This window comes from Comamonas sp. JC664 (assembly GCF_042647185.1).
Map to the genome: position 1 here is coordinate 1 of NZ_JBHRUZ010000005.1, position 18,475 is coordinate 18,475.

18 protein-coding genes and 11 pseudogenes are annotated in these 18,475 nt (G+C 64.8%); 21 read left to right on the forward strand and 8 right to left on the reverse strand.

The genetic code is table 11. The annotated features are described in order from the left end of the window. From ACFODQ_RS00615 to ACFODQ_RS00645, 7 genes and pseudogenes are all read right to left on the reverse strand, one after another. Positions 1 to 403: histidine phosphatase family protein (locus tag ACFODQ_RS00615; RefSeq protein ID WP_377014406.1), on the reverse strand; the 403-nt coding region annotated here is incomplete at its 3' end. 10 nt (positions 404 to 413) lie between these two features. Continuing rightward, on the reverse strand, positions 414 to 644 hold the full coding sequence (locus tag ACFODQ_RS00620; protein ID WP_377014408.1) for a hypothetical protein: 231 nt from the start codon (positions 642 to 644) through the stop codon (positions 414 to 416). Continuing rightward, entirely contained in the window at positions 634 to 1,035 is a 402-nt protein-coding gene (locus ACFODQ_RS00625) for a hypothetical protein (RefSeq protein ID WP_377014410.1), read from the reverse strand. The genes ACFODQ_RS00620 and ACFODQ_RS00625 overlap by 11 nt, the downstream gene beginning before the upstream one ends. A gap of 201 nt (positions 1,036 to 1,236) precedes the next feature. Further along, positions 1,237 to 1,671, reverse strand: a complete 435-nt coding sequence (locus ACFODQ_RS00630; RefSeq protein ID WP_377014412.1) for a hypothetical protein — start codon at positions 1,669 to 1,671, stop codon at positions 1,237 to 1,239. Then, positions 1,649 to 2,320: an ATP-binding protein gene (locus ACFODQ_RS00635; protein WP_377014414.1), complete on the reverse strand. Its 672-nt coding sequence runs from the start codon at positions 2,318 to 2,320 to the stop codon at positions 1,649 to 1,651. The genes ACFODQ_RS00630 and ACFODQ_RS00635 overlap by 23 nt, the downstream gene beginning before the upstream one ends. Then, positions 2,274 to 2,648 (reverse strand): annotated as a pseudogene (locus ACFODQ_RS00640) (dihydroneopterin aldolase). Before ACFODQ_RS00640 ends, ACFODQ_RS00635 begins: the two are co-directional and overlap by 47 nt. 25 nt (positions 2,649 to 2,673) lie before the next feature. After that, a pseudogene (locus ACFODQ_RS00645) lies at positions 2,674 to 3,451 on the reverse strand (SDR family oxidoreductase). Positions 3,452 to 3,581: 130 nt separating this feature from the next. Here ACFODQ_RS00645 and ACFODQ_RS00650 point away from each other — a divergent pair. Both ACFODQ_RS00650 and ACFODQ_RS00655 read left to right on the forward strand, forming a co-directional pair. Next, entirely contained in the window at positions 3,582 to 4,133 is a 552-nt protein-coding gene (locus ACFODQ_RS00650) for an SAM-dependent methyltransferase (protein WP_377014416.1), read from the forward strand. Further along, on the forward strand, positions 4,097 to 4,420 hold the full coding sequence (locus tag ACFODQ_RS00655; RefSeq protein ID WP_377014418.1) for an SAM-dependent methyltransferase: 324 nt from the start codon (positions 4,097 to 4,099) through the stop codon (positions 4,418 to 4,420). The genes ACFODQ_RS00650 and ACFODQ_RS00655 overlap by 37 nt, the downstream gene beginning before the upstream one ends. Before the next feature lie 519 nt (positions 4,421 to 4,939). Here the strand turns inward: ACFODQ_RS00655 and ACFODQ_RS00660 are convergent. Continuing rightward, positions 4,940 to 5,086 (reverse strand): hypothetical protein, encoded by a 147-nt coding sequence (locus ACFODQ_RS00660; RefSeq protein WP_377014459.1) that lies wholly within the window; start codon positions 5,084 to 5,086, stop codon positions 4,940 to 4,942. Between ACFODQ_RS00660 and ACFODQ_RS00665 the strand changes: the two are divergent. From ACFODQ_RS00665 to ACFODQ_RS00755, 19 genes and pseudogenes are all read left to right on the forward strand, one after another. Next, positions 5,040 to 5,928 (forward strand): annotated as a pseudogene (locus ACFODQ_RS00665) (TauD/TfdA dioxygenase family protein). The gene ACFODQ_RS00660 and the pseudogene ACFODQ_RS00665 overlap by 47 nt on opposite strands. 247 nt (positions 5,929 to 6,175) lie before the next feature. Then, positions 6,176 to 7,295 (forward strand): annotated as a pseudogene (locus ACFODQ_RS00670) (ABC transporter substrate-binding protein). A 60-nt stretch (positions 7,296 to 7,355) separates the two neighbouring features. Further along, positions 7,356 to 7,529 carry a hypothetical protein gene (locus tag ACFODQ_RS00675; protein ID WP_377014461.1) on the forward strand — a complete coding sequence of 58 codons (174 nt, stop codon included), beginning with the start codon at positions 7,356 to 7,358 and terminating at the stop codon, positions 7,527 to 7,529. Then, a pseudogene (locus tag ACFODQ_RS00680) lies at positions 7,517 to 8,242 on the forward strand (ABC transporter ATP-binding protein); the annotation flags it as partial. The gene ACFODQ_RS00675 and the pseudogene ACFODQ_RS00680, both read left to right, overlap by 13 nt. Before the next feature lie 78 nt (positions 8,243 to 8,320). After that, a pseudogene (locus ACFODQ_RS00685) lies at positions 8,321 to 9,220 on the forward strand (ABC transporter permease). Between the two features lie 239 nt (positions 9,221 to 9,459). Then, on the forward strand, positions 9,460 to 9,699 hold the full coding sequence (locus ACFODQ_RS00690; RefSeq protein ID WP_377014420.1) for a hypothetical protein: 240 nt from the start codon (positions 9,460 to 9,462) through the stop codon (positions 9,697 to 9,699). Then, positions 9,699 to 10,072, forward strand: a pseudogene (locus ACFODQ_RS00695) (BCCT family transporter). The gene ACFODQ_RS00690 and the pseudogene ACFODQ_RS00695 overlap by 1 nt, the downstream one beginning before the upstream one ends. Before the next feature lie 16 nt (positions 10,073 to 10,088). After that, positions 10,089 to 10,193 carry a hypothetical protein gene (locus tag ACFODQ_RS00700; protein ID WP_377014457.1) on the forward strand — a complete coding sequence of 35 codons (105 nt, stop codon included), beginning with the start codon at positions 10,089 to 10,091 and terminating at the stop codon, positions 10,191 to 10,193. Then, positions 10,156 to 10,458 (forward strand): annotated as a pseudogene (locus tag ACFODQ_RS00705) (BCCT family transporter); the annotation flags it as partial. The gene ACFODQ_RS00700 and the pseudogene ACFODQ_RS00705, both read left to right, overlap by 38 nt. 203 nt (positions 10,459 to 10,661) lie before the next feature. After that, positions 10,662 to 10,949, forward strand: coding sequence for a BCCT family transporter (locus ACFODQ_RS00710; protein ID WP_377014422.1), 288 nt, complete (start codon positions 10,662 to 10,664; stop codon positions 10,947 to 10,949). A gap of 159 nt (positions 10,950 to 11,108) precedes the next feature. Then, the gene (locus tag ACFODQ_RS00715) at positions 11,109 to 11,519 is read left to right on the forward strand and encodes a hypothetical protein (protein WP_377014424.1); all 411 of its coding nucleotides are present in this window, start codon (positions 11,109 to 11,111) and stop codon (positions 11,517 to 11,519) included. A 608-nt stretch (positions 11,520 to 12,127) separates the two neighbouring features. After that, positions 12,128 to 12,397, forward strand: coding sequence for a hypothetical protein (locus ACFODQ_RS00720; protein ID WP_377014426.1), 270 nt, complete (start codon positions 12,128 to 12,130; stop codon positions 12,395 to 12,397). An 8-nt stretch (positions 12,398 to 12,405) separates the two neighbouring features. Then, the gene (locus tag ACFODQ_RS00725) at positions 12,406 to 13,266 is read left to right on the forward strand and encodes an amidohydrolase (RefSeq protein ID WP_377014428.1); all 861 of its coding nucleotides are present in this window, start codon (positions 12,406 to 12,408) and stop codon (positions 13,264 to 13,266) included. Beyond that, complete coding sequence (locus ACFODQ_RS00730; RefSeq protein ID WP_377014430.1) at positions 13,263 to 13,739, forward strand: amidohydrolase family protein; 477 nt, start codon at positions 13,263 to 13,265, stop codon at positions 13,737 to 13,739. Before ACFODQ_RS00725 ends, ACFODQ_RS00730 begins: the two co-directional genes overlap by 4 nt. Before the next feature lie 37 nt (positions 13,740 to 13,776). Then, positions 13,777 to 13,969: pseudogene (locus ACFODQ_RS00735) on the forward strand (DUF2905 domain-containing protein). 152 nt (positions 13,970 to 14,121) lie between these two features. Continuing rightward, a pseudogene (locus tag ACFODQ_RS00740) lies at positions 14,122 to 15,144 on the forward strand (ABC transporter ATP-binding protein). A 121-nt stretch (positions 15,145 to 15,265) separates the two neighbouring features. Continuing rightward, positions 15,266 to 16,515 (forward strand): annotated as a pseudogene (locus tag ACFODQ_RS00745) (ABC transporter substrate-binding protein). An 84-nt stretch (positions 16,516 to 16,599) separates the two neighbouring features. Then, positions 16,600 to 17,499, forward strand: coding sequence for a carbohydrate ABC transporter permease (locus ACFODQ_RS00750; protein WP_116926658.1), 900 nt, complete (start codon positions 16,600 to 16,602; stop codon positions 17,497 to 17,499). Then, on the forward strand, positions 17,496 to 18,455 hold the full coding sequence (locus tag ACFODQ_RS00755; RefSeq protein ID WP_377014433.1) for a carbohydrate ABC transporter permease: 960 nt from the start codon (positions 17,496 to 17,498) through the stop codon (positions 18,453 to 18,455). The genes ACFODQ_RS00750 and ACFODQ_RS00755 overlap by 4 nt, the downstream gene beginning before the upstream one ends. Positions 18,456 to 18,475 lie beyond the last annotated feature (20 nt).

Sequence of the window (18,475 nt, forward strand, 5' to 3'; positions counted from 1 at the left end):
ACCACTTGGGATACGCGCGCCTGCAGCGTCTGCAGTGACTCGCCCTGGGGCGGGGCAAAGACGGGTCACGCTTGCGCCAGCGCAGGGCCGAGGGCGGGTCTGACACCTCGATGTCGGCAAAGCGGGAGCCTTCATAGTCGCCAAAGCTGCGCTCGCGCAAGGCACTGTGGGTGGCGAGCGGCGCGCCATTGGCCAGCGCCAGCGCCTGGGCGGTGCGCAGCGCGCGCTGCAGATCACTGCTGTAGATATGGGCCAGCGGGGTCTCGGCCAGCGCCTGGGCCAGTTGCCGGGCCTGACGCTCGCCGGTGGCGTTCAGCGGTATATCGGTATGTCCCTGGATGCGTGCGGCAAGATTCCAATCGGTCTCCCCGTGTCGAATGGCAATGATCTGGGTGCTGTGCATGCGTTCCTTGTTATTGGGGTTTGGCGGCGGGCGTAGCGGGACTGACAGTGGCAGGTGCAGCGGTTGCAGCTGGAGTGGATGCGGGCTGGGCAGCGGCGGGCGCACCGACCGTGGTGCTGACGCGGCGCGGGCCTTGCGGCGGCTTGGGAAAGCCGTTGAGTGCCGAGTCGAACAAGATGCGGTAGATCACCTGGTCATCGACCCTGACATCCTCGTAGCGGGCCGAGGTCTCATAGACCACCTGCTGGGTCTGGACATCGCGCCAAGGTCAACTGCACGGCGCGGTAGTGCAGCGAGGGGCCGGTGTCGCGCCAGGCGATGCCACCGCGCCAGCCCCAACCCCAGCCGGGTCCCCAGCCCAAACCGCCATAGGGGTTATAGGGGCTGTCGGGCAGCAGCCAGCTGTCGGGAATGTAACGAGCTTGTACGTCGATCTGCGCGATCACGCTGCCCTGGCTATCGTCGCGGCGCAGACCCACACCGGCCAAGGATGCCTGGGCCTGTTGCACGACGGTATCAAATTGTGGACCCATTGCGACCTGGGAGGGGAGCAACTGCAGCCGGTAGGTGGGTGGCGCAGGTATTTGCTGCAAGGTGGAGTAGCTTTGCACATCGCTGTCGATGGTGCGCACGCCGGCGCAAACCGGCCAGCCAGAGGCTGGCGCAGGCCAGCGCGGCCATGCCGGCGATGCGACGCCACTGGGGCATGCCAGGCAGGGCTGCCCGGTCAAAAGAACGATACATGGTGCCGTCTCCCGAAAAAAAAGCGCTGCGCCATAAGGACACAGCGCATGCGCTCAACGATAAACGCTTGGAGCGGCAGCGGCTGTCAGTCAGGGGCGACAAGCAGGGCTGCATGGCTCAAGCAAACGTGGATCAGCCCATTGCACCACCTGCATGCCCGCGGGCAGCGAGGGGTTGCTGGGCAGGTCATCGTGGTCAAAGGCCTTGTCACCGTTTTCGTCGGCAATGCCGGTGGGCTTGGCGTTCTGGAAGTCGAACAGCTTGGGGTCAGCCAGGTGGGTGGGCACCACATGCTGCAGCGCGCGGAACATGTTGTTCACGCGGCCGGGGTGCTTGCGGTCCCACTCGCGCAGCATGTCACCAATCATCTGGCGCTGCAGGTTTTCCTGGCTGCCGCAGAGGTTGCAGGGGATGATGGGGAAGTCGCGGTACTGGGCCCAGCGCTCGGTGTCCTTCTCGGGCACATAGGCCAGCGGGCGGATTACCACATGCTTGCCGTCGTCACTGACCAGCTTCGGGGGCATGGCCTTCATGATGCCGCCGTGGAACATGTTGAGCATTCAAGGTCTGCACGATGTCATCGCGGTGGTGGCCCAGCGCCACCTTGTTGCAGCCCAGCTGGTCGGCCACCTTGTACAAAATGGCGCGGCGCAGGCGCGAGCACAGACCGCAGGTGGTCTTGCCCTCGGGCACACACGCTTGACGACGCTGTAGGTGTCCTGGTTCTCGATGTGGAAGTCGACCCCACGCTTTGCAGGTACTCGGGCAGCACATGCTCGGGAAAGCCGGCTGCTTCTGGTCCAGGTTCACGGCCACCAGGTCGAACTTGATGGGCGCGCGGGCGCGCAGCTTCATCAGGATGTCGAGCAGGGTATAGCTGTCCTTGCCGCCGGACATGCAGACCATCACCTTGTCGCCGTCCTCGATCATGTTGTAGTCGCCAATGGCGCGCGCCACCTCACGGCACAGGCGCTTTTCCAGCTTGTGGTTCTCGCGCTGGATCTTCAGGCGCTTTTCGTTGGAGGCCGATGCCTGCGCATCGTCGCTGGCGTCGTCAAAGTCCCATCCGTTCGCGGCGGCGGGCTGGGGCTGGAGGAGTGCGGTATCGGTGGGGGCGTTCATAGGTTCACCATTGTCCGGTTTCGGTGCGGATTGCAACTTCGCAATCGTCAAAAATCTCTAGCTTGGCGATCTTCACGCGAACGCCACGCACATTGGGCAACTGCATCAGCCGCTGGGCGACCTTGCCGATCAGGGTCTCGAGCAGGTTGACGTGCTCTGCCGTGCATTCATCGATGATGATCTGGCGCACCTTGCGGTAATCCAGCACATGCATGATGTCGTCATCACTGGGCGCCAGGGGCTGCTGGCCATGTTGATTTCCGCATCCACCAAGATGGGTTGCGGCGCAGTCTTCTCGTGGGGCGAGGATGCCTAAATTGGCATCAAAACGCAGGCCCGTCAAGCTCAGGGTTTGCAACCCGGTGTCAAATGTCGTCATAAAAACAGCAAGCAGCGAAGAATCGCTACATCATCGAAAAATCGCGGTCAAACCGCATCAGGTGCTGGCCGCCGTCCACCAGCAGGCTGGTGCCGGTGATGGAGCTGTTGTCCAGCGCAAAGCGCACGGTGGCGGCCACGTCTTCTGCGGTGGACGAGCGCCCCAGCGGGCTCATGCGGTGCAGGGCCTCGAACTTCTCATCGCTCAGGTAGTCGCTGGTCAGGGTCAAACCAGGCGCCACACCGACCACCCGCAGGCGCGGCGCCAGCGCCTGGGCCAGCAAGGTATTGGCCGCTTCCAGCGCCGCCTTGCTCAAGGTGTAGCTGACAAAGTCGGGGTTCATGTTCCACAGCTTCTGGTCGAGCAGGTTCACCACCACGCCCTGGGCCGGGTCGCCCGCTGGCAGATATGCTGGTGCAGCAGCTGGGCCAGCACAATGGGCGCGGCCGTGTGTTGCTGCGCAGGTGGCGCTCCAGCGCGGCATAGCCAAAGTCGGCGGCGCCGTCGTGCTCGAACAGCGAGGCGCTGTTGACCACCGCATCGACCTGGCCGAAATGGGCCACCACCCGAGGCAGCAAACCGCGCACCGCGGCCTCGTCGTCGAAATCGGCGTCAAAATGGCCGCTCAGGCCCGACAGCCCGGCGCACTCGGCGGCGGTCTGCGCGGCCTCGGCGGCCGAGCCCCGGTAGTGCACCGCCACCTGCCAGCCATGGCGGGCCAGCCCAAGCGCAATCACCCGGCCCAGGCGCTTGGCAGCGCCGGTGACCAGTACGGTGCGTGGGGTCGAAGAAGGCATGGGCATGGCAAGCGCTCAGCAGCGGCGACAATAGGGGGGTGATGAATACAGAACCCTCTAGTTTAACGACTGTGCTGGCCAAGCGCATGGCTGAGGCTATTGCCAGGCCGGCGGTTGGATCCCGTTTGATGACTTCATGCGCATGGCGCTGTATGAGCCCGGCCTGGGCTACTACGCCAATGACCGCAGCAAGTTTGGCGTCATGCCCGAAGAGGGCAGCGACTTTGTCACCGCGCCCGAGCTCTCGCCGGTGTTTGGCGAGCTGGTCGCCGCCCAGGTGCAGGATGCCTTTGCCCACACCCAGACCAGCGAGGTCTGGGAGTTTGGCGCCGGCACCGGCGCCCTGGCCGAGCAGCTGCTGTCCACCCTGGCCCCGCCTGCACGCGCTACACGATTGTCGAGTCTCGGGCAGCCTGCGCCTGCGCCAGCAAGAGCGCCTGGCCCGCTTGGCGACCAGGTGCAGTGGGCCGACAGCCTGCCCGCGCAGATGCAGGGGGTGGTCGTCGGCAACGAGGTGCTTGACGCCATGCCGGTCAAGCTTGTGCTGCGCCAGCAGGGTGTGTGGCAGGAGCGCGGCGTGGTGGTGGCCAGGGCCGATGGCGGCGACATCCGCTTTGGCTGGGCGAGCGCCCGACCCCATTGCGCCCGCCGGTGGAGCCGGACCTACCGCTCGAGGCCGAGTACCTGACCGAGATCCACCCGCAGGGCGAAGCCTTTGTCGCGACGCTGGCCGACCGCATCACGCGCGGCGCGGTGCTGCTGATCGACTATGGCTTTGGCGAATCCGAGTACTACCACCCGCAGCGCCACATGGGCACCCTGGTCTGCCACCATCTGCACCAGGTCGACAGCGACCCACTGGTGCTGGTGGGGCTGAAAGACATCACCGCGCATGTGAACTTCACTGGCATTGCCGTGGCCGCGCAGGAAGCCGGCATGGATGTGCTGGCTACACCAGCCAGGCCCATTTCCTGATCAACTGCGGCTGGGTGCCAAGCTCGATCAGCTCGAAGTGATTGCCCGCAGCAAGGCGGCCAAGCTGATGATGGAGCACGAGATGGGCGAGTTTTCAAGGCCATCCTGCTGAGCAAGGGCGTGGCCGTCTGGGAGCCAGCGGGCTTTGTGCAGGGCGACCGCATGCACCGGCTGTAGGCTCCGTCGCGGGCGACAGATGCGCAGTGGGCACAAGGCGGGCGCAAGGGGTGCGCAGTGTGGCGTGGGCTGAACCGGCCCGGCTGGGCCGACAAAAGATGGCTGCCGGTGCCAAGCCCTGACACATGCCCGCCGCCCGGTGCGTCCGATCTGGTCGCGCCCGGCACGGGGCATGCAGGCTGGCTTGTGCTGCACCGACAGACTGCCATCATGGCTGCGCTGCATGACGGCCTGATGACAGCGCAACAACACAGCAGCGCCGTAGCGCCCTTCATCGTTGCGCATAAAGATACGCGTTTTCATTCGTTTTCTGATTGCAGCGCGCCTTCTACAGTGGGCCTATCACTGGTCCGCCAAGGAAAGCTGCCATGTCCGCGCTGTTCGATGTTCTGACTGCCCACCCGTTCTTCTTCCGCCGCCGGTGCCCGACAGCGCCAGCTCGGTGGGCAGCGGCGCGGGCACCGCGCAGGCCTTCAGCCTGCGCCCCATCCAGCAGCCCGCTGGCGCCCAGACCCGCCTGGGAGTGGAGGTGGTAGGCCTGGACCTGTCCCGCCCGCTGGGCCCGGACGACTTTGCCCGGCTGCAGCAGGCGCACCAGGACCACAGGCGTCGTGGTCTACCGCAACCAGCGCATCAGCCCGGCCGAGCAGATTGCCTTCAGCCGCCGCTTTGGGCCGCTGCAGCGCCATGTGCTGCGCAACTACCAGTTGCCGGGCCATGACGAGATCCTGATCGTCTCCAACATCGTCGAAAACGGGCCAGCCCGTGGGCTTGGGCGACGCCGGGGCCTACTGGCACTCCGACCTGTCCTACAAGCCCCAGCCTGCGATGGGTCGCTGTTGCATGCGCAAGAGCTGCCGAGGTCGGTGGTGACACCTTGTTTGCCGACCAGGTCGCGGCCTACGAGGCGCTGCCCTATACCCTCAAGCAGCAGCTGGTGGGCTTGCTGGCCGAACACAGCTATTTGCTCAAATATGAGCACTGCGCGAGCGCAATGCCTTCCGCCCTGCGCTCACTGCTGCGCAGGTGGCCGAGGTCAAGCCCGCCGTACACCCGTGGTGCGCACCGATCCGCAGACGGGCCGCAAGTCCTTGTTTGTCAGCGAGCATTTCACTACCCGCATCCTGGGCCTGCCCGAGGGCCGCTCGGCCGCGCTGCTGGCCGAGCTGTTGCCCACAGCACCCAGCCGCAGTTTGTCTACGCCCCACTGGCGTGACCGGGATATGGTGTTCTGGGACAACCGCGCGGTGCTGCACCTGGCCACCGGTAGTGCCGGCCGGCCAGCGCCGCAAGCTCTACGCACCACGATCGAAGGGGATGTTCCGGTATGAACGCCCCCTCCCAAACCTTGCGCGCGACCGGGCTGCCCGGCCCGCAACGCACCAACCGCTGTTTCTGCTGTCGCTGCGCCTGGCCGCCGCCTGTTGTTGATCGCCAGCGCCCGCCATTGCGGCGGCGCTGCCCGCTCCTGGACAACGGCGATTGACGCCCATCCCCAGTGCCTGCCCACCCGCTTCCCACAGCGCGGTGGGTGCTGCGCTGCGGCCCAACGATTCCAGCCATACCTTTTGACGCACTATGAAACATCCGCAATCCTTGGGCGCTGCGCAGCCAGCCGCCCGGCAAACAGTCCACCACATCTTCCAGTCATCCCGCTGCCGCCGCCCATGGCGCCACCCTCGGCTCTGCCAGCAAGCATGCGGCAGCCGTGCTGGCCGCCACCGCTGCGCTCTGGGGCGTGGGTTTAGGCGGCGCGCAGCGGCCGAAGGCCAGCTGCGCATTGCGCAGCAGTACGGCATCGTCTATCTGCTGCTCAATGTGGCGCAGGACCAGCAGCAGTTCATCGAAAAGCAGGGCAAGGCCCAGGGGGTGGACATCAAGGTCAGCTACCTGCAGTTTTCGGGCGGCCCGGCGGTCAACGATGCGCTGCTCTCGGGCAATGTCGATATTGGCGGCGCCGGCGTTGCGCCGCTCTTTACGCTCTGGGACGCACCAAGGGCAAGCAGAACGTCAAGGCGTGGCGTCGCTGGCAACTTTCCCTACTACCTGGTCAGCAACAACCGCAGGTCAAGACGATTGCCGACTTCAGCGACAAGGACCGCATGCCACGCCGGCCGTCGGCGTCTCGGTGGCAGTCGCGCGTGCTGCAGTATGCCTCGGCCAAGCTCCTGGGGGCGAGCAGCACTACCAGCGGCTTGACAAGCTGCAGGTGGCCTTGCCGCACCCCGATGCGGCAGCGGCCATCATCAAGGGCGGCACCGAGATTACCGCGCACTTTGGCAACCCGCCGTTCCAGGATGGTGAGCTGGCTGGCAACCCAATGCGCGCATTGTGCTCAACAGCTATGAGGTGCTGGGTGGGCCGGCCTCGTCCACCGTGCTCTACGCCACCGAGAAGTTCCGCCAGGAAAGCCCCAAGATCCTACCGGGCTTCCTCGATGCGCTCGATGAATCGCCCGCTTTGTGCAGGCCAACCCCGAGCAGGCGGCCGATATTTTTTTGAGAGCGGTGGCGGCGGCAAGGTCGATCGCAACCTGATCCTGCAGATCATCAAGAACCCGCAGGTGCAGTTCACGATCCAGCCGCAGAACACCGTGGGCCTGGGCCAGTTCCTGCAGCGGGTGGGGGTGATCAAGACCAAGCCCGAATCGGTGCGCGACTATTTCTTTGACGACCCGCGCATCTCCGGGGGGAGCTGAGATGCGCTGGCCCCACGTTTTTGCGCAGGAGGGTGATGTTGCGCTGTCGCGCGGCAGTTGGTGCGCAGCGCTGCCGAGCCCTATGCCAGCCTGGCCGAGGCCGAGCTGGCCGACCGCCTGGTCAGCCGTGCCCACCCCATCCCATCAGCGGCACCCAGCCAGACCTTGCACAGCCAGGCTGCGCAGGCGGGCGGCGCCTTGCAGGAAGTCGACCAGTCAGCATCGACTATGTGACCGACGAGCGCGTGCTGCGTGCCACCCACAGGTCAGCCTGCAGGTGCATGCGGCCGAGCGCTTTGTGCTGCTGGGGGCGTCTGGCTGCGGCAAATCAACCTGCTCAAGGCCATGGCCGGTTTTGTGCCGGTCAGCGAAGGGGCGATCCGCCTGGCTGGCCAACCGGTCGAGGGCCCCGGGCCAGACCGGGTGATGGTGTTCCAGGAGTTTGACCAGCTGCCGCCTTGGAAGACGGTGCGTGAGAACGTGATGTTCCCGTGCTGGCCTCGCGCCGCTGCAGCAAGGCCGAGGCGCGCGAGCGCGCCGACCTCTACCTGGACAAGTGGGCGAGCCGCTTTGCCGATGTGCACCCGCACCAGCTATCAGGCGGCATGAAGCAGCGCGTGGCCATTGCCCGTGCGCTGGCCATGCACCCGCAGGTGCTGCTGATGGACGAGCCCTTTGCGGCCCTGGATGCGCTGACGCGCCGGCGCATGCAGGAAGAGCTGCTGGCGCTGTGGGACGAGCTGCGCTTCACGCTGGTCTTTGTCACCCATTCGATCGAGGAGGCGTGGTCGTGGGCAGCCGCGTGGCATTCTCTCGCCCCACCCCGGGCGCTTGCGGGCCGAGATCAACGCCCATGCCTTTGGCCTGGCGAGCGGCGGCAGCGCGAGTTCGAGGCCGCGCACCAGCGCATCCACCGGCTACTGTTTGACGAAGACCGTGCTGGCGCGCCCACCGCCGCTAGCCCGGACAGCAGCGCAACCACTGGCTTGCGCCGCGTGGCCCTGATACGAGAAACGAGACCCGCTATGGCATCCACCCCCCTGACGGCCTGGCCTGGCGCTGCCAAGGCCCTGCCACCGCTGCGGCCCGAGGCCGCGAATACTCGCTGCCCGATGCCCCGGCACACCTGGCGGTGCGCCCGCTTGCCGCTGGCCAATCGCTTGCTCCAGCATCCGGCCTTGCGCGAGGCCATCATTCTGGTGGTGCTGGCCACCCTGTGGGAGCTGGCAGCGCGCTGGCAGAACAACGACCTGCTCCTGCCCACCTTCAGCCAGACGGCTGCGACCTTGCTGCGCGAGCTGGGCAATGGCCGCTGCTGGGCAAGGCGGCGATATCGTTGGGCATCTTGCTGCAGGCTATCTGCTGGGCGTGGCCGGAGCCTTGCTGCTGACGCTGCTGGCGGTATCGAGCCAGTGGGGGCGCGATGTGCTGACCACCTTGACCAGCATGTTCAACCCTCTGCCTGCAATTGCGCTGTTGCCCCTGGCCTTGCTGTGGCTGGGCCTGGGGCAGGCCAGTTTGCTGGCGGTGCTGGTGCATTCGGTGCTCTGGCCGCTGGCGCTGGCCACCTATGCCGGTTTTAGGGCGTGCCCGAGACCTTGCGCATGGCCGGCCGCAACTACGGCCTGCGCGGCGCGCGCTATGTGCTGCAAATCCTGGTTCCTGCGGCGCTGCCGTCCATCCTGTCGGGCCTGAAGATTGGCTGGGCCTTTGCCTGGCGCACCCTGATTGCCGCCGAGCTGGTGTTTGGCGCCTCGTCGGGCAAGGGGGGCCTGGCTGGTACATCTTCCAAAGCCGCAACGAGCTCTATACGACCAGGTGTTTGCCGGGCTGGCCCTGGTGATCATCATTGGCCTCTTAGTCGAGAACCTGGCTTTCACCCGTTGGAGAGGGTCACCGTCAAGCGCTGGGGTGTGCAGCGCTGACGCGGCTTGTGGGATGCGGCTGCTGTGGCCGCCCTCCAACAAACGGCCGCGCGCCGGCAGCGCTGGAAATGTAGGACATTGGCGATTGTTAAAGATTGCTGGATGTTGGGCATAGTATTTTTGCAATCATTTATTGCATACTGATAGGTTTTGCGGTGCCTGATCGTGCCCATTGGGGGCCGGGGGCTGCTGCGGCGCGCCTGTGACAGACGGGGCGTGCTCCCAACAGGGGTGTACCTATGACCAATTCTTCTTCAGATACTGCGGTGTCGCCCGAGGCCGACGCCGCGGCCCCGGAGCCGGCTGCGCAGGCGCCGCAGGCCAGCCAGCGCTCGACCATGTCGCTGCCGGTGGTGGTGCCTGCACTGCTGGTGCTCGGCGTCCTGCTGCTCGTGTGCGTGCTGGCGCCCGATGCCGCAGACGCCTGTTCTCGGGCGCGCAGCGCTGGGTGGTGGCCAGTTTTGACTGGTTCTATGTGATGGCGCTGAGCGCCTTCTTGCTGTTTTTGGTGGTGCTGGCGGCCAGCCGCTATGGCGATATCCGCCTGGGCCCGAAGACGCCAAGCCCGAGTTCAGCTTGGTACTCCTGGTCATCGATGCTGTTTGCCGCCGGCATGGGCAATTGGCCTGATGTACTTTGGCGTGGGCGAGCCGCTGCAGCATTTCCTCAACCCGGCCACACAGGAGCCGGCCACGCCCGCGCCGCGCGCGAGGCGATGGAGGCCACGTTCTTCCATGGGGCTTTCATGCCTGGGCGGTCTACGGCACCATGGGCCTGGTGCTGGCCTATTTCGGCTTTCGCTACAACCTGCCGCTGACGATGCGCTCGGGCCTGTATCCGCTGCTGCGCTGAGCGCATCAACGGGCCCATTGGCCACGGCGTCGATGCGTTTGCGCTGGTGGGCACCATTGCCGGTATTGCCACCACCTTGGGCTATGGCGCGCGCCAGATCGCCGCCGCATCCACACCTTGACCGGCTGGGAAACCGAGACCTCCGGTTCCTGGTGGCCGTCATCGTCGTGGTGGTGACCCTGGCCAGCCTGTCTGCGCTGCTGGGCGTGGACAAGGGCGTGCGGCGACTGAGCGAATTCAACATGCTCCTGTCGGTGCTGCTGCTGAGCTTTGTCATCATCGCCGCCCACCGCGCATATCTTCAAGGCCTTGAGCGAGAACATCGGCAACTACCTGCAGGTCTGGTGGGAATGTCGCTGCGCACCTTCGCCTATGCGCCGTCGCGCGAGGAGGGCTGGTTTGGTGGCTGGACGATTCTGTACAGGGCCTGGTGGGTGAGCTGGTCGCCCTTTGTCCGGCCTGTTCATCGCGCGCATCTCGCGCGGCCGCACGGTGCGCGAGTTCGTCATCGGCGTGCTGCTGGTGCCCACCGCGTTCAACCTGCTGTGGATGACGGCCTTTGGCAACAGCGCGATCTGGACCGACAGCCATGTGGCCCGCTGGTGCACTGGCGCAGACTGCCACCAATGTGGACGCCTTGCTGTTCCGCTTCTTCGAGTACCTGCCCTGGGTCAAGCCCGTCTCGTGGCTGGCGGTGCTGCTGATTGGCGTGTTCTTCATCACCTCGGCGGACTCGGGCGCGCTGGTGGTCAACTCCATCGCTTCGCGCGGCAACCACGAGTCGCCCGTCTGGCAGCGCCTGTTCAGGTGCGTGCTGCTGGGCCTGACCTCCATCGTGCTGCTGCTCGCCGGCGGCCTGGGCGCCTGCAGGCGGTGACCCTGGTGACCGCCTTGCCGGTGGCCTTCATCATGCTGGTGCTGTGCGTGGGGCTGTGGCGCGGCATGGTGGCCGACCTGGCCCATTACTCGCCCGACCTGGCGCCCGCCACCAACTTCTGGATGCGGCCAGCACTGGCGCAAGCGCCTCGAGCAGATCGTGCAACAGCCGCACAAGGACGATGTACAGCGCTTCCTCAGCACCACCGTGCTGCCTGCGATGAACGAGGTGGCTGCAGAAATGCAAAAGCGGGGCTTGCAGGCGCATGTGCAAGACAGCCTGGAGAGCGATGCCGACAGCGAAAGCACGCCTGGTCGTGCCGGTCGAGCAGCTGCGCGACTTTGTCTACGGCGTGCGCGCCGTGCGCCGCACCATGCCCCACGTTCACCGTGCGCGAGAGCGCCGGCAGCAACGCGCGCCGCTATATGTCATGAGCCGGTGACTTTCTTCGAAGATGGGCGCTCGGGCTATGACGTGCAGTACTTGCGCAGCGAGGAGCTCATCGCCGACATCCTGCGCCAGTACGAGCGCTATCTGTCCCTCAGCCAGACAAGCGAACGCAACTCTTGAACCGGGCACCAGGGCATACGGATCCGGTGTAAGTTTTTTGTGGCCACCTTCGGGTGGCTTTTTCTTTTTTTGGCTTGTCTGGTTATGCGCTGGGGGGTGAATGCTCTGGCGGTGCTGACTTTGGCTGGGGCGCTGGCAGTCTTCGTATTGGGGTGGCGATATGGGCGCGTAGGCTTTGTTGCGGGGGCTTGCCATACAGGCGTATTGTCTGCGCCCCAGACGTCGCGCCTACGCGCCCATCTCGCCATGGATGTTGGCGGTTCAGGCGCTGCGCTTGCTGCCTGATTGCTTGTTATGAACTGCGACGCGGTGGGTTCATTCCTCGCCCTGGCGTCTTTGACTTGGTTGGTAGCGTTGGCAGTCTTCGTACTGGGGTGGCGATATGGGCGCGTAGGCTTTGTTGCGGGGGCTTGCCATACAGGCGTATTGTCTGCGCCCCCGACGTCGCGCCTACGCGCCCATCTCGCCATTGGTGGTGGTGGTTCGGACGCTGCGCTCGCTGCATGGTGGCTGTTTTGAACAGCCAGCGCGTTAGGTTCTTTGGGTGGTTCCTGCAATCGCCGACAATGGCGGCTTCTTTGCCGCCTTTGCTTTTTGCAGCCTCTGTCATGCCTTCTTGTCTGTTCACCAACGCCCATGTTTTTACCGGTCGCAGCGAGAGCGATTTCGCCTCGGCTTTTGTGGTGGAGGATGGCATGGTGCGCTGGGTGGGGCATGTGGGTGATGCGTCGCAGCCGGCGGCCGACCAGCAGGTGGATTTGCAGGGGCGCACAGTGGTGCCGGGCTTTATTGATGTGCATACGCATCCCACCTTTTTGTCGCAGATCGTCGATGCAGTGCCTTGCACGGTGCCGCTGGTTGAAGACATTCCGGGCTGATTGCGGCGTTGAAGAGCCACCCCAAGGCGGGGCTGGGGCCCAACGACTGGATTGAGGGCTGGGGCTATGACGAGTCCAAGCTGAAGGAAGGGCGCACGCCCACGCGCCATGACCTGGATCTGGTATCGACCACGCAGCCGGTCTATGTGGGCCGCTCCGACTGCCATTCGGGCATTTGCAACAGCCGCGCGCTGGCGCTGGCGGGCATTGGCAAAGAGACGCCCGACCCCATCGGCGGCCACTTTGGCCGCGATGCCGATGGCTCGCCCAATGGCGTCTTGACCGAGCTGGCGGCCAACAGCGTGGTGCAGCGCGCCAAGGCGGTGCTGGACTACGCGCAGGCGGTGGGGAGCCTCGCGCGCACCTCGCAGCGCTTTAGCGAGCGCGGCATTGTCGCGGTGACCGACATGATGGCCTTCACCCAGCCCTTCCACCACCTCGATGTCTACCGCGATGCCGCCCAGGCCGGCTTCAAGCAGCAGGCAGCGCTGTATTTTTCCTGGGAGCCCTGCAAGGGCGACTTGTTGGCGGGGCTGCAGGCCGCGCAAAAGGAGGGCCGCATCAAGATTGCCGGCATCAAGTTGTTTGCCGATGGCTCCATCTCTGGCAAGACGGCCTGGTGCAGCTGCGCCTACAAGCACACGGGCAGCCTGTTTGGCATGTCCTTGCTCAGCAGCGCGGCGCTGGCGCAGGCCTATGCATGGTCAGTGGCCAATGGCGCGCAAATGGCGGTGCATGCGATGGGCGATGCGGCCCTGCAGCTGGTGATCGATTTTTTTGCTGACAAGCAGCCCTGGCTGCCTGGCGGTATTCCATCGGTGCGGCTGGAGCACGCCACCTTGCTCAAGCCGCGCAGATTGCGCAGATGAATGCGATGCCGATGCAGTGGGGCGTGGCCACGCAGATCATCTTCATGTTTGCCGAGTACGAGGCGTATACCGAGAACCTGGTCGATTCCGAGTTTGACCAGTCCTACGCGCTCAAGACCTTTTATGACGAGATCGACCATGTGGCGCTGTCGTCCGACGCGCCGGCCACCACCTGGGCCGATCCGGACAATGTCTTTGTCTCCATCCAGGCTGCCGTGCAGCGCCGCGCCTACAACGGCGCCCCGATTGTGGACAGCCAGGCGCTGACGGTGCCCCAGGCCCTGCTGCTCTACACCGCACGCGCGGCCAGCCTGTCGCCGTTTGAGGGCCAACTGGGCCAGATCGCCCCCGGCTTTGAGGCCAGCTTTGCGGTGCTGGACCGCGATATCTTCACCGTGCCGGTTGCCGATATTGGCAGCCTGCGCGTGCAAGCCACCTGGATTGCCGGCGAGCAGGTCTACTGCGCCGCATGATGGCTTCGCGACCCATTCACCTGCCGGAGGCGCTGCGATGATCCGCTGGCTGATTGTCATTTCCTCGCGCTGCTGCTGCTCAACGGCTTTGCCGCGCTGCTGCGCAAACTGGGCTGGGGCGGCTGCCGGGGGATTTCGAGATTCGGCTGTTTGGCAGAACCCTGTGGCTGCCGATTGCGACGACCGTGGTGCTGAGCCTGCTGGCGGCCGGGATTGCGCGCTGGCTGTAAGCCCAGGGAGCGCCGACCACTGCTGCACCGCAGCATCTGTCATGGTTGTAAGCAAATCTCGGGGGTGGATAGACCCGCCGCCCCTGGAGCGCCTTGTCAGCTAAGGGAAAGCTTGTAAACAAATTGTCACCGTGCTTTCATACACTGGCGCGATGTCAAGCATTGAGTTACGGCAGGTTGCCAAATCCTGGGGCAGCACCACGGCGCTGCATGCGGTCGATCTGCAGATCGCGCCGGCAGCTTTTGCGTGCTGCTGGGCCCTCGGGCTGCGGCAAATCGACGACCCTGCGCATCATTGCAGGGCTGGAGACCGCCAGCGCCGGCCAGGTGCTGATTGGGGGGCGCGATGTGACGCAGCTGCCGCCAGCACAGCGCGGCATTGCGATGGTGTTCCAGAACTATGCGCTGTTTCCGCATCTGTCGGTGGCCGAGAACATCAGCTTTGGCCTGGCAGTGCGCAAGGTGCCCAAGGCCGAGGCCGACAAACGTTTGAAGGATGCAGCCGAGCTGCTGGGCCTGTCGCAGCTGCTGGAGCGCAAGCCAGGCCAGCTCTCGGGCGGCCAGCAGCAGCGCGTGGCGCTGGGCCGGGCGCTGGTAGCCCAGGCCCATGTCTGCCTGATGGATGAGCCGCTGTCGAACCTGGACGCGCAGCTGCGCCAGGAGATGCGAGCCGAGCTGCGCGAGCTGCAGCAGCGCCTGGGGCTCACGGTGGTCTATGTCACCCATGACCAGACCGAAGCGATGAGCATGGCCGACCAGGTGGTGCTGCTGCACCAGGGCCGGGTCGAGCAATGTGCGACCCCGCGCGAGATGTATGCGCGTCCGGCCAGCACCTTTGCGGCGCGCTTTATTGGCACACCGGCGATGAACTTGCTGCGGCTCAGCGAAGGCGCCATTGCCGGCAGCCAGGTGCAGCTACCGGTGCCAGCTGGCGCGGCATTGCTGGGTCTGCGACCCGAGGCGCTGCATTGCCTGGGGCTGAGGGCGTGGATGCGCAAGTCATCGGCACGGAATACCTGGGCGCCGATATGGTGCTGCGCTGCGCGATTGGCAGCGAGCAGATCACCGTGCGCGCACCCGGCCAGCAGGCAGTGGCCGTGGGCCAGGCGCTGCGCCTGGCCTGGCGCGCGGAAGACATGCATTTCTTCGATGCCGATGGTCGGCGCATGGCCTGAAGCAAGCCCTTTTTCTTTGACTGAACTGTTTGTGCAGCGCCTGCAGGCAGGCGCATAACCCGAGGAGTGATTCGTGCAACGCAATATCTTTTTGAAGACCCTGGCCGTATCGGCCGTCGCCATGCTGGGCCTGGGTGCGGGCCTCGCGCATGCCGCCGATCCGCTGGAAGTGCCGTTCTACTACCCTGTGGCTGTGGGCGGCCCGATCACCAAGGTGATCGACGGCTATGCGAATGACTTCAACAAGGCGCATCCGCAGTACAAGATCACGCCGATCTATGCGGGCACCTACCAGGAGACCATCGTCAAGGCGCTCACCGCCAACAAGGCGGGCAAGGCGCCGGCCACTTCGGTGCTGCTGTCGACCGACATGTTCACGCTGATCGACGAAGACGCGATCGTGCCGATCGACGACTTTGCCAAGACCGATGCCGACAAGGCCTGGCTCAAGGGCTTCTACCCCGCCTTCATGGCCAACAGCCAGACGGGTGGCAAGACCTGGGGCGTGCCTTTCCAGCGCTCCACCGTGGTGATGTACTACAACAAGGACGCCTTCAAGGAAGCCGGCCTGGACCCGAACAAGGCGCCCGCCACCTGGAAGGAGCTGAGCGAGGCGGCCAAGAAGCTCACCAAGAAAGACGCCAGCGGCAATGTGACCCAGTACGGCATTCAGATCCCGTCGACCGGCTTTGCCTACTGGATGCTGCAGACCCTGACCACCCCCAACGATGTGCTGCTGGCCAACGAGGCAGGCACCAAGGTGAATTTCGACAACCCCAAGGTGATTGAGGCGCTGGACTTCTGGGTCAACCTGGCCAAGGAAGGCCTGCACCCCAAGGGCGTGGTCGAGTGGGGCACGACGCCCAAGGACTTCATGGAAAAGAAGGCCGCGATCATCGTCACCACCACCGGCAACCTGACCAATATCAAGGCCAACGCCAAGTTTGATTTCGGGGTCGGCCAGATTGCCGGCCATGTGCGCAAGGGGGGCTCGCCCACCGTGGCGGCAATTTCTACATCTTCAAGAAGGCACCCAAGGAGCAGCAGCAGGCCGCCTTCGAATTTGCCAAGTGGGTGACCCAGCCCGAGCGCGCTGCGCAGTGGAGCATGGACAGCGGCTATGTGGCCGTATCGCCTGCCGCCTATGACACGCCGATCCTGAAGCAGTACGGCCAGGATTTCCCGCAGGCGCTGGTGGCCCGCGACCAGCTGCCCGTCTCGGTGGCCGAGTTCTCCACGCATGACAACCAGCGCGTGACCAAGGTGCTGAACGATGCCGTGCAGGCCGCGCTGAACGGCACCAAGACCTCGGCGCAGGCGATGAAGGATGCGCAGAAGGAAGCGGACCGCATCCTGCGCAGCTACCAGTAAAGCCGTACCCGGCGTGGCCTGCTTGCAGACCATGCCGGGCCAGGGCTGGGGCAAGGCCCCAGCCCGGTTGAGAGAACCCAACGCATGAGCGCCTCTTCCTCGTCCATTGCCGGCAGCGGCCAGCGCAGCATCCACGCCTGGTTGCTGCTGCTGCCTGCGCTGGTGCTGCTGGTGGCATTCACCCATTGGCCGGCCGTAGCCACCTTCATCGACAGTTTTTATTCCACCCCCAAGGGCGCGCGTGCGGCGGTGTGGGTGGGTGTCGAGAATTACCAGGCGATGGCCGATGACCCGGTGTTCTGGCAGGCGGTGCGCAACAATCTGTGGTTTGCGGCGGCCACGATTCCCGCGTCCATCGGCCTGGCGCTCTTGATGGCGGTCTGGGTGAACGAGCGCATCGCAGGCCGCACCTTTGTGCGCATGGCGTATTTCACGCCCACGGTGCTGCCGATGATTGCGGTGGCCAATATCTGGTTGTTCTTCTATACGCCGCAGTACGGCCTGCTGGAGCAGGTCACCGGCGCGCTGGGCCTGCCCTCGCACAACTGGCTGGGCAGCCCCTCGACCGCGCTGGGGGCCATCACCTTGGTGGCAGTGTGGAAGGAAGCGGGCTTTTTCATGATCTTCTACCTGGCTGCGCTGCAAACGCTCAACCCCAGCCTGAAGGAGGCCGCCGCCATTGAGGGCGCATCGCGCTGGTACTTTTTCCGCCGGGTGCAGTGGCCGCTGCTGATGCCGACCACGGTGTTTGTGCTGGTCAATGCGGTGATCAATGCCTTCCGCCTGGTCGACCATGTGTTTATCCTAACCCGGGGCGGGCCGGACAATGCCACCACCTTGCTGCTCTACCATCTGTATGAGGTGGGCTTCAAGTTCTGGGATACGGCCTATGCAGCGGCCATCACCGTGGTGCTGGTGGTGGTGCTCTCCAGCGTGGCGCTGTTCCAGTTCTTTGTGCTGGACAAGAAGGTGCACTACCAATGAGCCGCAGCCAAGCCCCTGCCGTCATCTACCGCCACACCTGGCTGGACACCGTTGCCGCCTGGCTGCTGGCGCTGCTGTGGATTCTGCCGCTGGCCTATGCGTTCTGGACGGCCTTCCACCCCAGCGACTACGCGATCCGCTTTGACCTGGCTGCGCCCTGGACCTTGCAGAACTTCCGCAAGGCCTGGGACGCGGCGCCTTTTGCGCGCTACTTTTTGAACACCAGCCTGCTGGTGGCCATGATTTTGGCGGCGCAGCTGGTGCTTTCCACCCTGGCGGCCTTTGCCTTTGCGCGCTACCAGTTCCGGGGCATGAACATCGCCTTCGCGCTGGTGCTGGTGCAGCTGATGATCATGCCCGACATCCTGCTGGTGGAGAACTACCAGACCATGGCCCGGCTGGGCCTGGTCGATACCTTGTTTGCGATTGGCCTGCCGTACTTTGCCTCGGCCTTTGCGATCTTTTTGCTGCGCCAGACCTTCATGGGCATCCCCAAGGAGCTGGACGACGCCGCGCGTGTCGAAGGGGCCAGCACCTTGCAGATTCTCTGGCGTGTCTATGTGCCGCTGGCCCGGCCCGTCTACACCGCCTTTGCGCTGGTCTCCGTGAGCTTTCACTGGAACAACTTTCTCTGGCCGCTGATCATCACCAACAGCGTGGAATCGCGCCCGCTCACCGTCGGGCTGCAGGTGTTCTCCAGCGTGGAGCAGGGCGTGGACTGGTCCACCATCACTGCCGCCACCTTGATGACCTCGGCGCCGCTGCTCGTCGGCTTTATCCTGTTCCAGCGCCAGTTTGTGCAGAGCTTTATGCGGCAGGGATCAAATAGCGGAAGGCATCAGCACGCCACCACAGCGCCGCGAGAATGTGGCGCTGAAGTTCTTTGCGGCTGTCCCTTCACTGGCCGATGCGGGCGCTGTGACAGAAAGCCTGGGCGGTGCGCTGCTGCCCAGTAACGGGTCACCCTGTCCCCGCG

Bases quoted from the DNA above. Each gene is read 5' to 3' on its own strand.
- ACFODQ_RS00630 (WP_377014412.1), bottom strand. From the start codon at position 1,671: ATGCCCCCGAAGCTGGTCAGTGACGACGGCAAGCATGTGGTAATCCGC.
- ACFODQ_RS00650 (WP_377014416.1), top strand. From the start codon at position 3,582: ATGCGCATGGCGCTGTATGAGCCCGGCCTGGGCTACTACGCCAATGAC.
- ACFODQ_RS00660 (WP_377014459.1), bottom strand. From the start codon at position 5,086: ATGGGGCGCAGGCTGAAGGCCTGCGCGGTGCCCGCGCCGCTGCCCACC.
- ACFODQ_RS00690 (WP_377014420.1), top strand. From the start codon at position 9,460: ATGACCAATTCTTCTTCAGATACTGCGGTGTCGCCCGAGGCCGACGCC.
- ACFODQ_RS00710 (WP_377014422.1), top strand. From the start codon at position 10,662: ATGTGGCCCGCTGGTGCACTGGCGCAGACTGCCACCAATGTGGACGCC.
- ACFODQ_RS00720 (WP_377014426.1), top strand. From the start codon at position 12,128: ATGCCTTCTTGTCTGTTCACCAACGCCCATGTTTTTACCGGTCGCAGC.
- ACFODQ_RS00730 (WP_377014430.1), top strand. From the start codon at position 13,263: ATGAATGCGATGCCGATGCAGTGGGGCGTGGCCACGCAGATCATCTTC.
- ACFODQ_RS00750 (WP_116926658.1), top strand. From the start codon at position 16,600: ATGAGCGCCTCTTCCTCGTCCATTGCCGGCAGCGGCCAGCGCAGCATC.
- ACFODQ_RS00755 (WP_377014433.1), top strand. From the start codon at position 17,496: ATGAGCCGCAGCCAAGCCCCTGCCGTCATCTACCGCCACACCTGGCTG.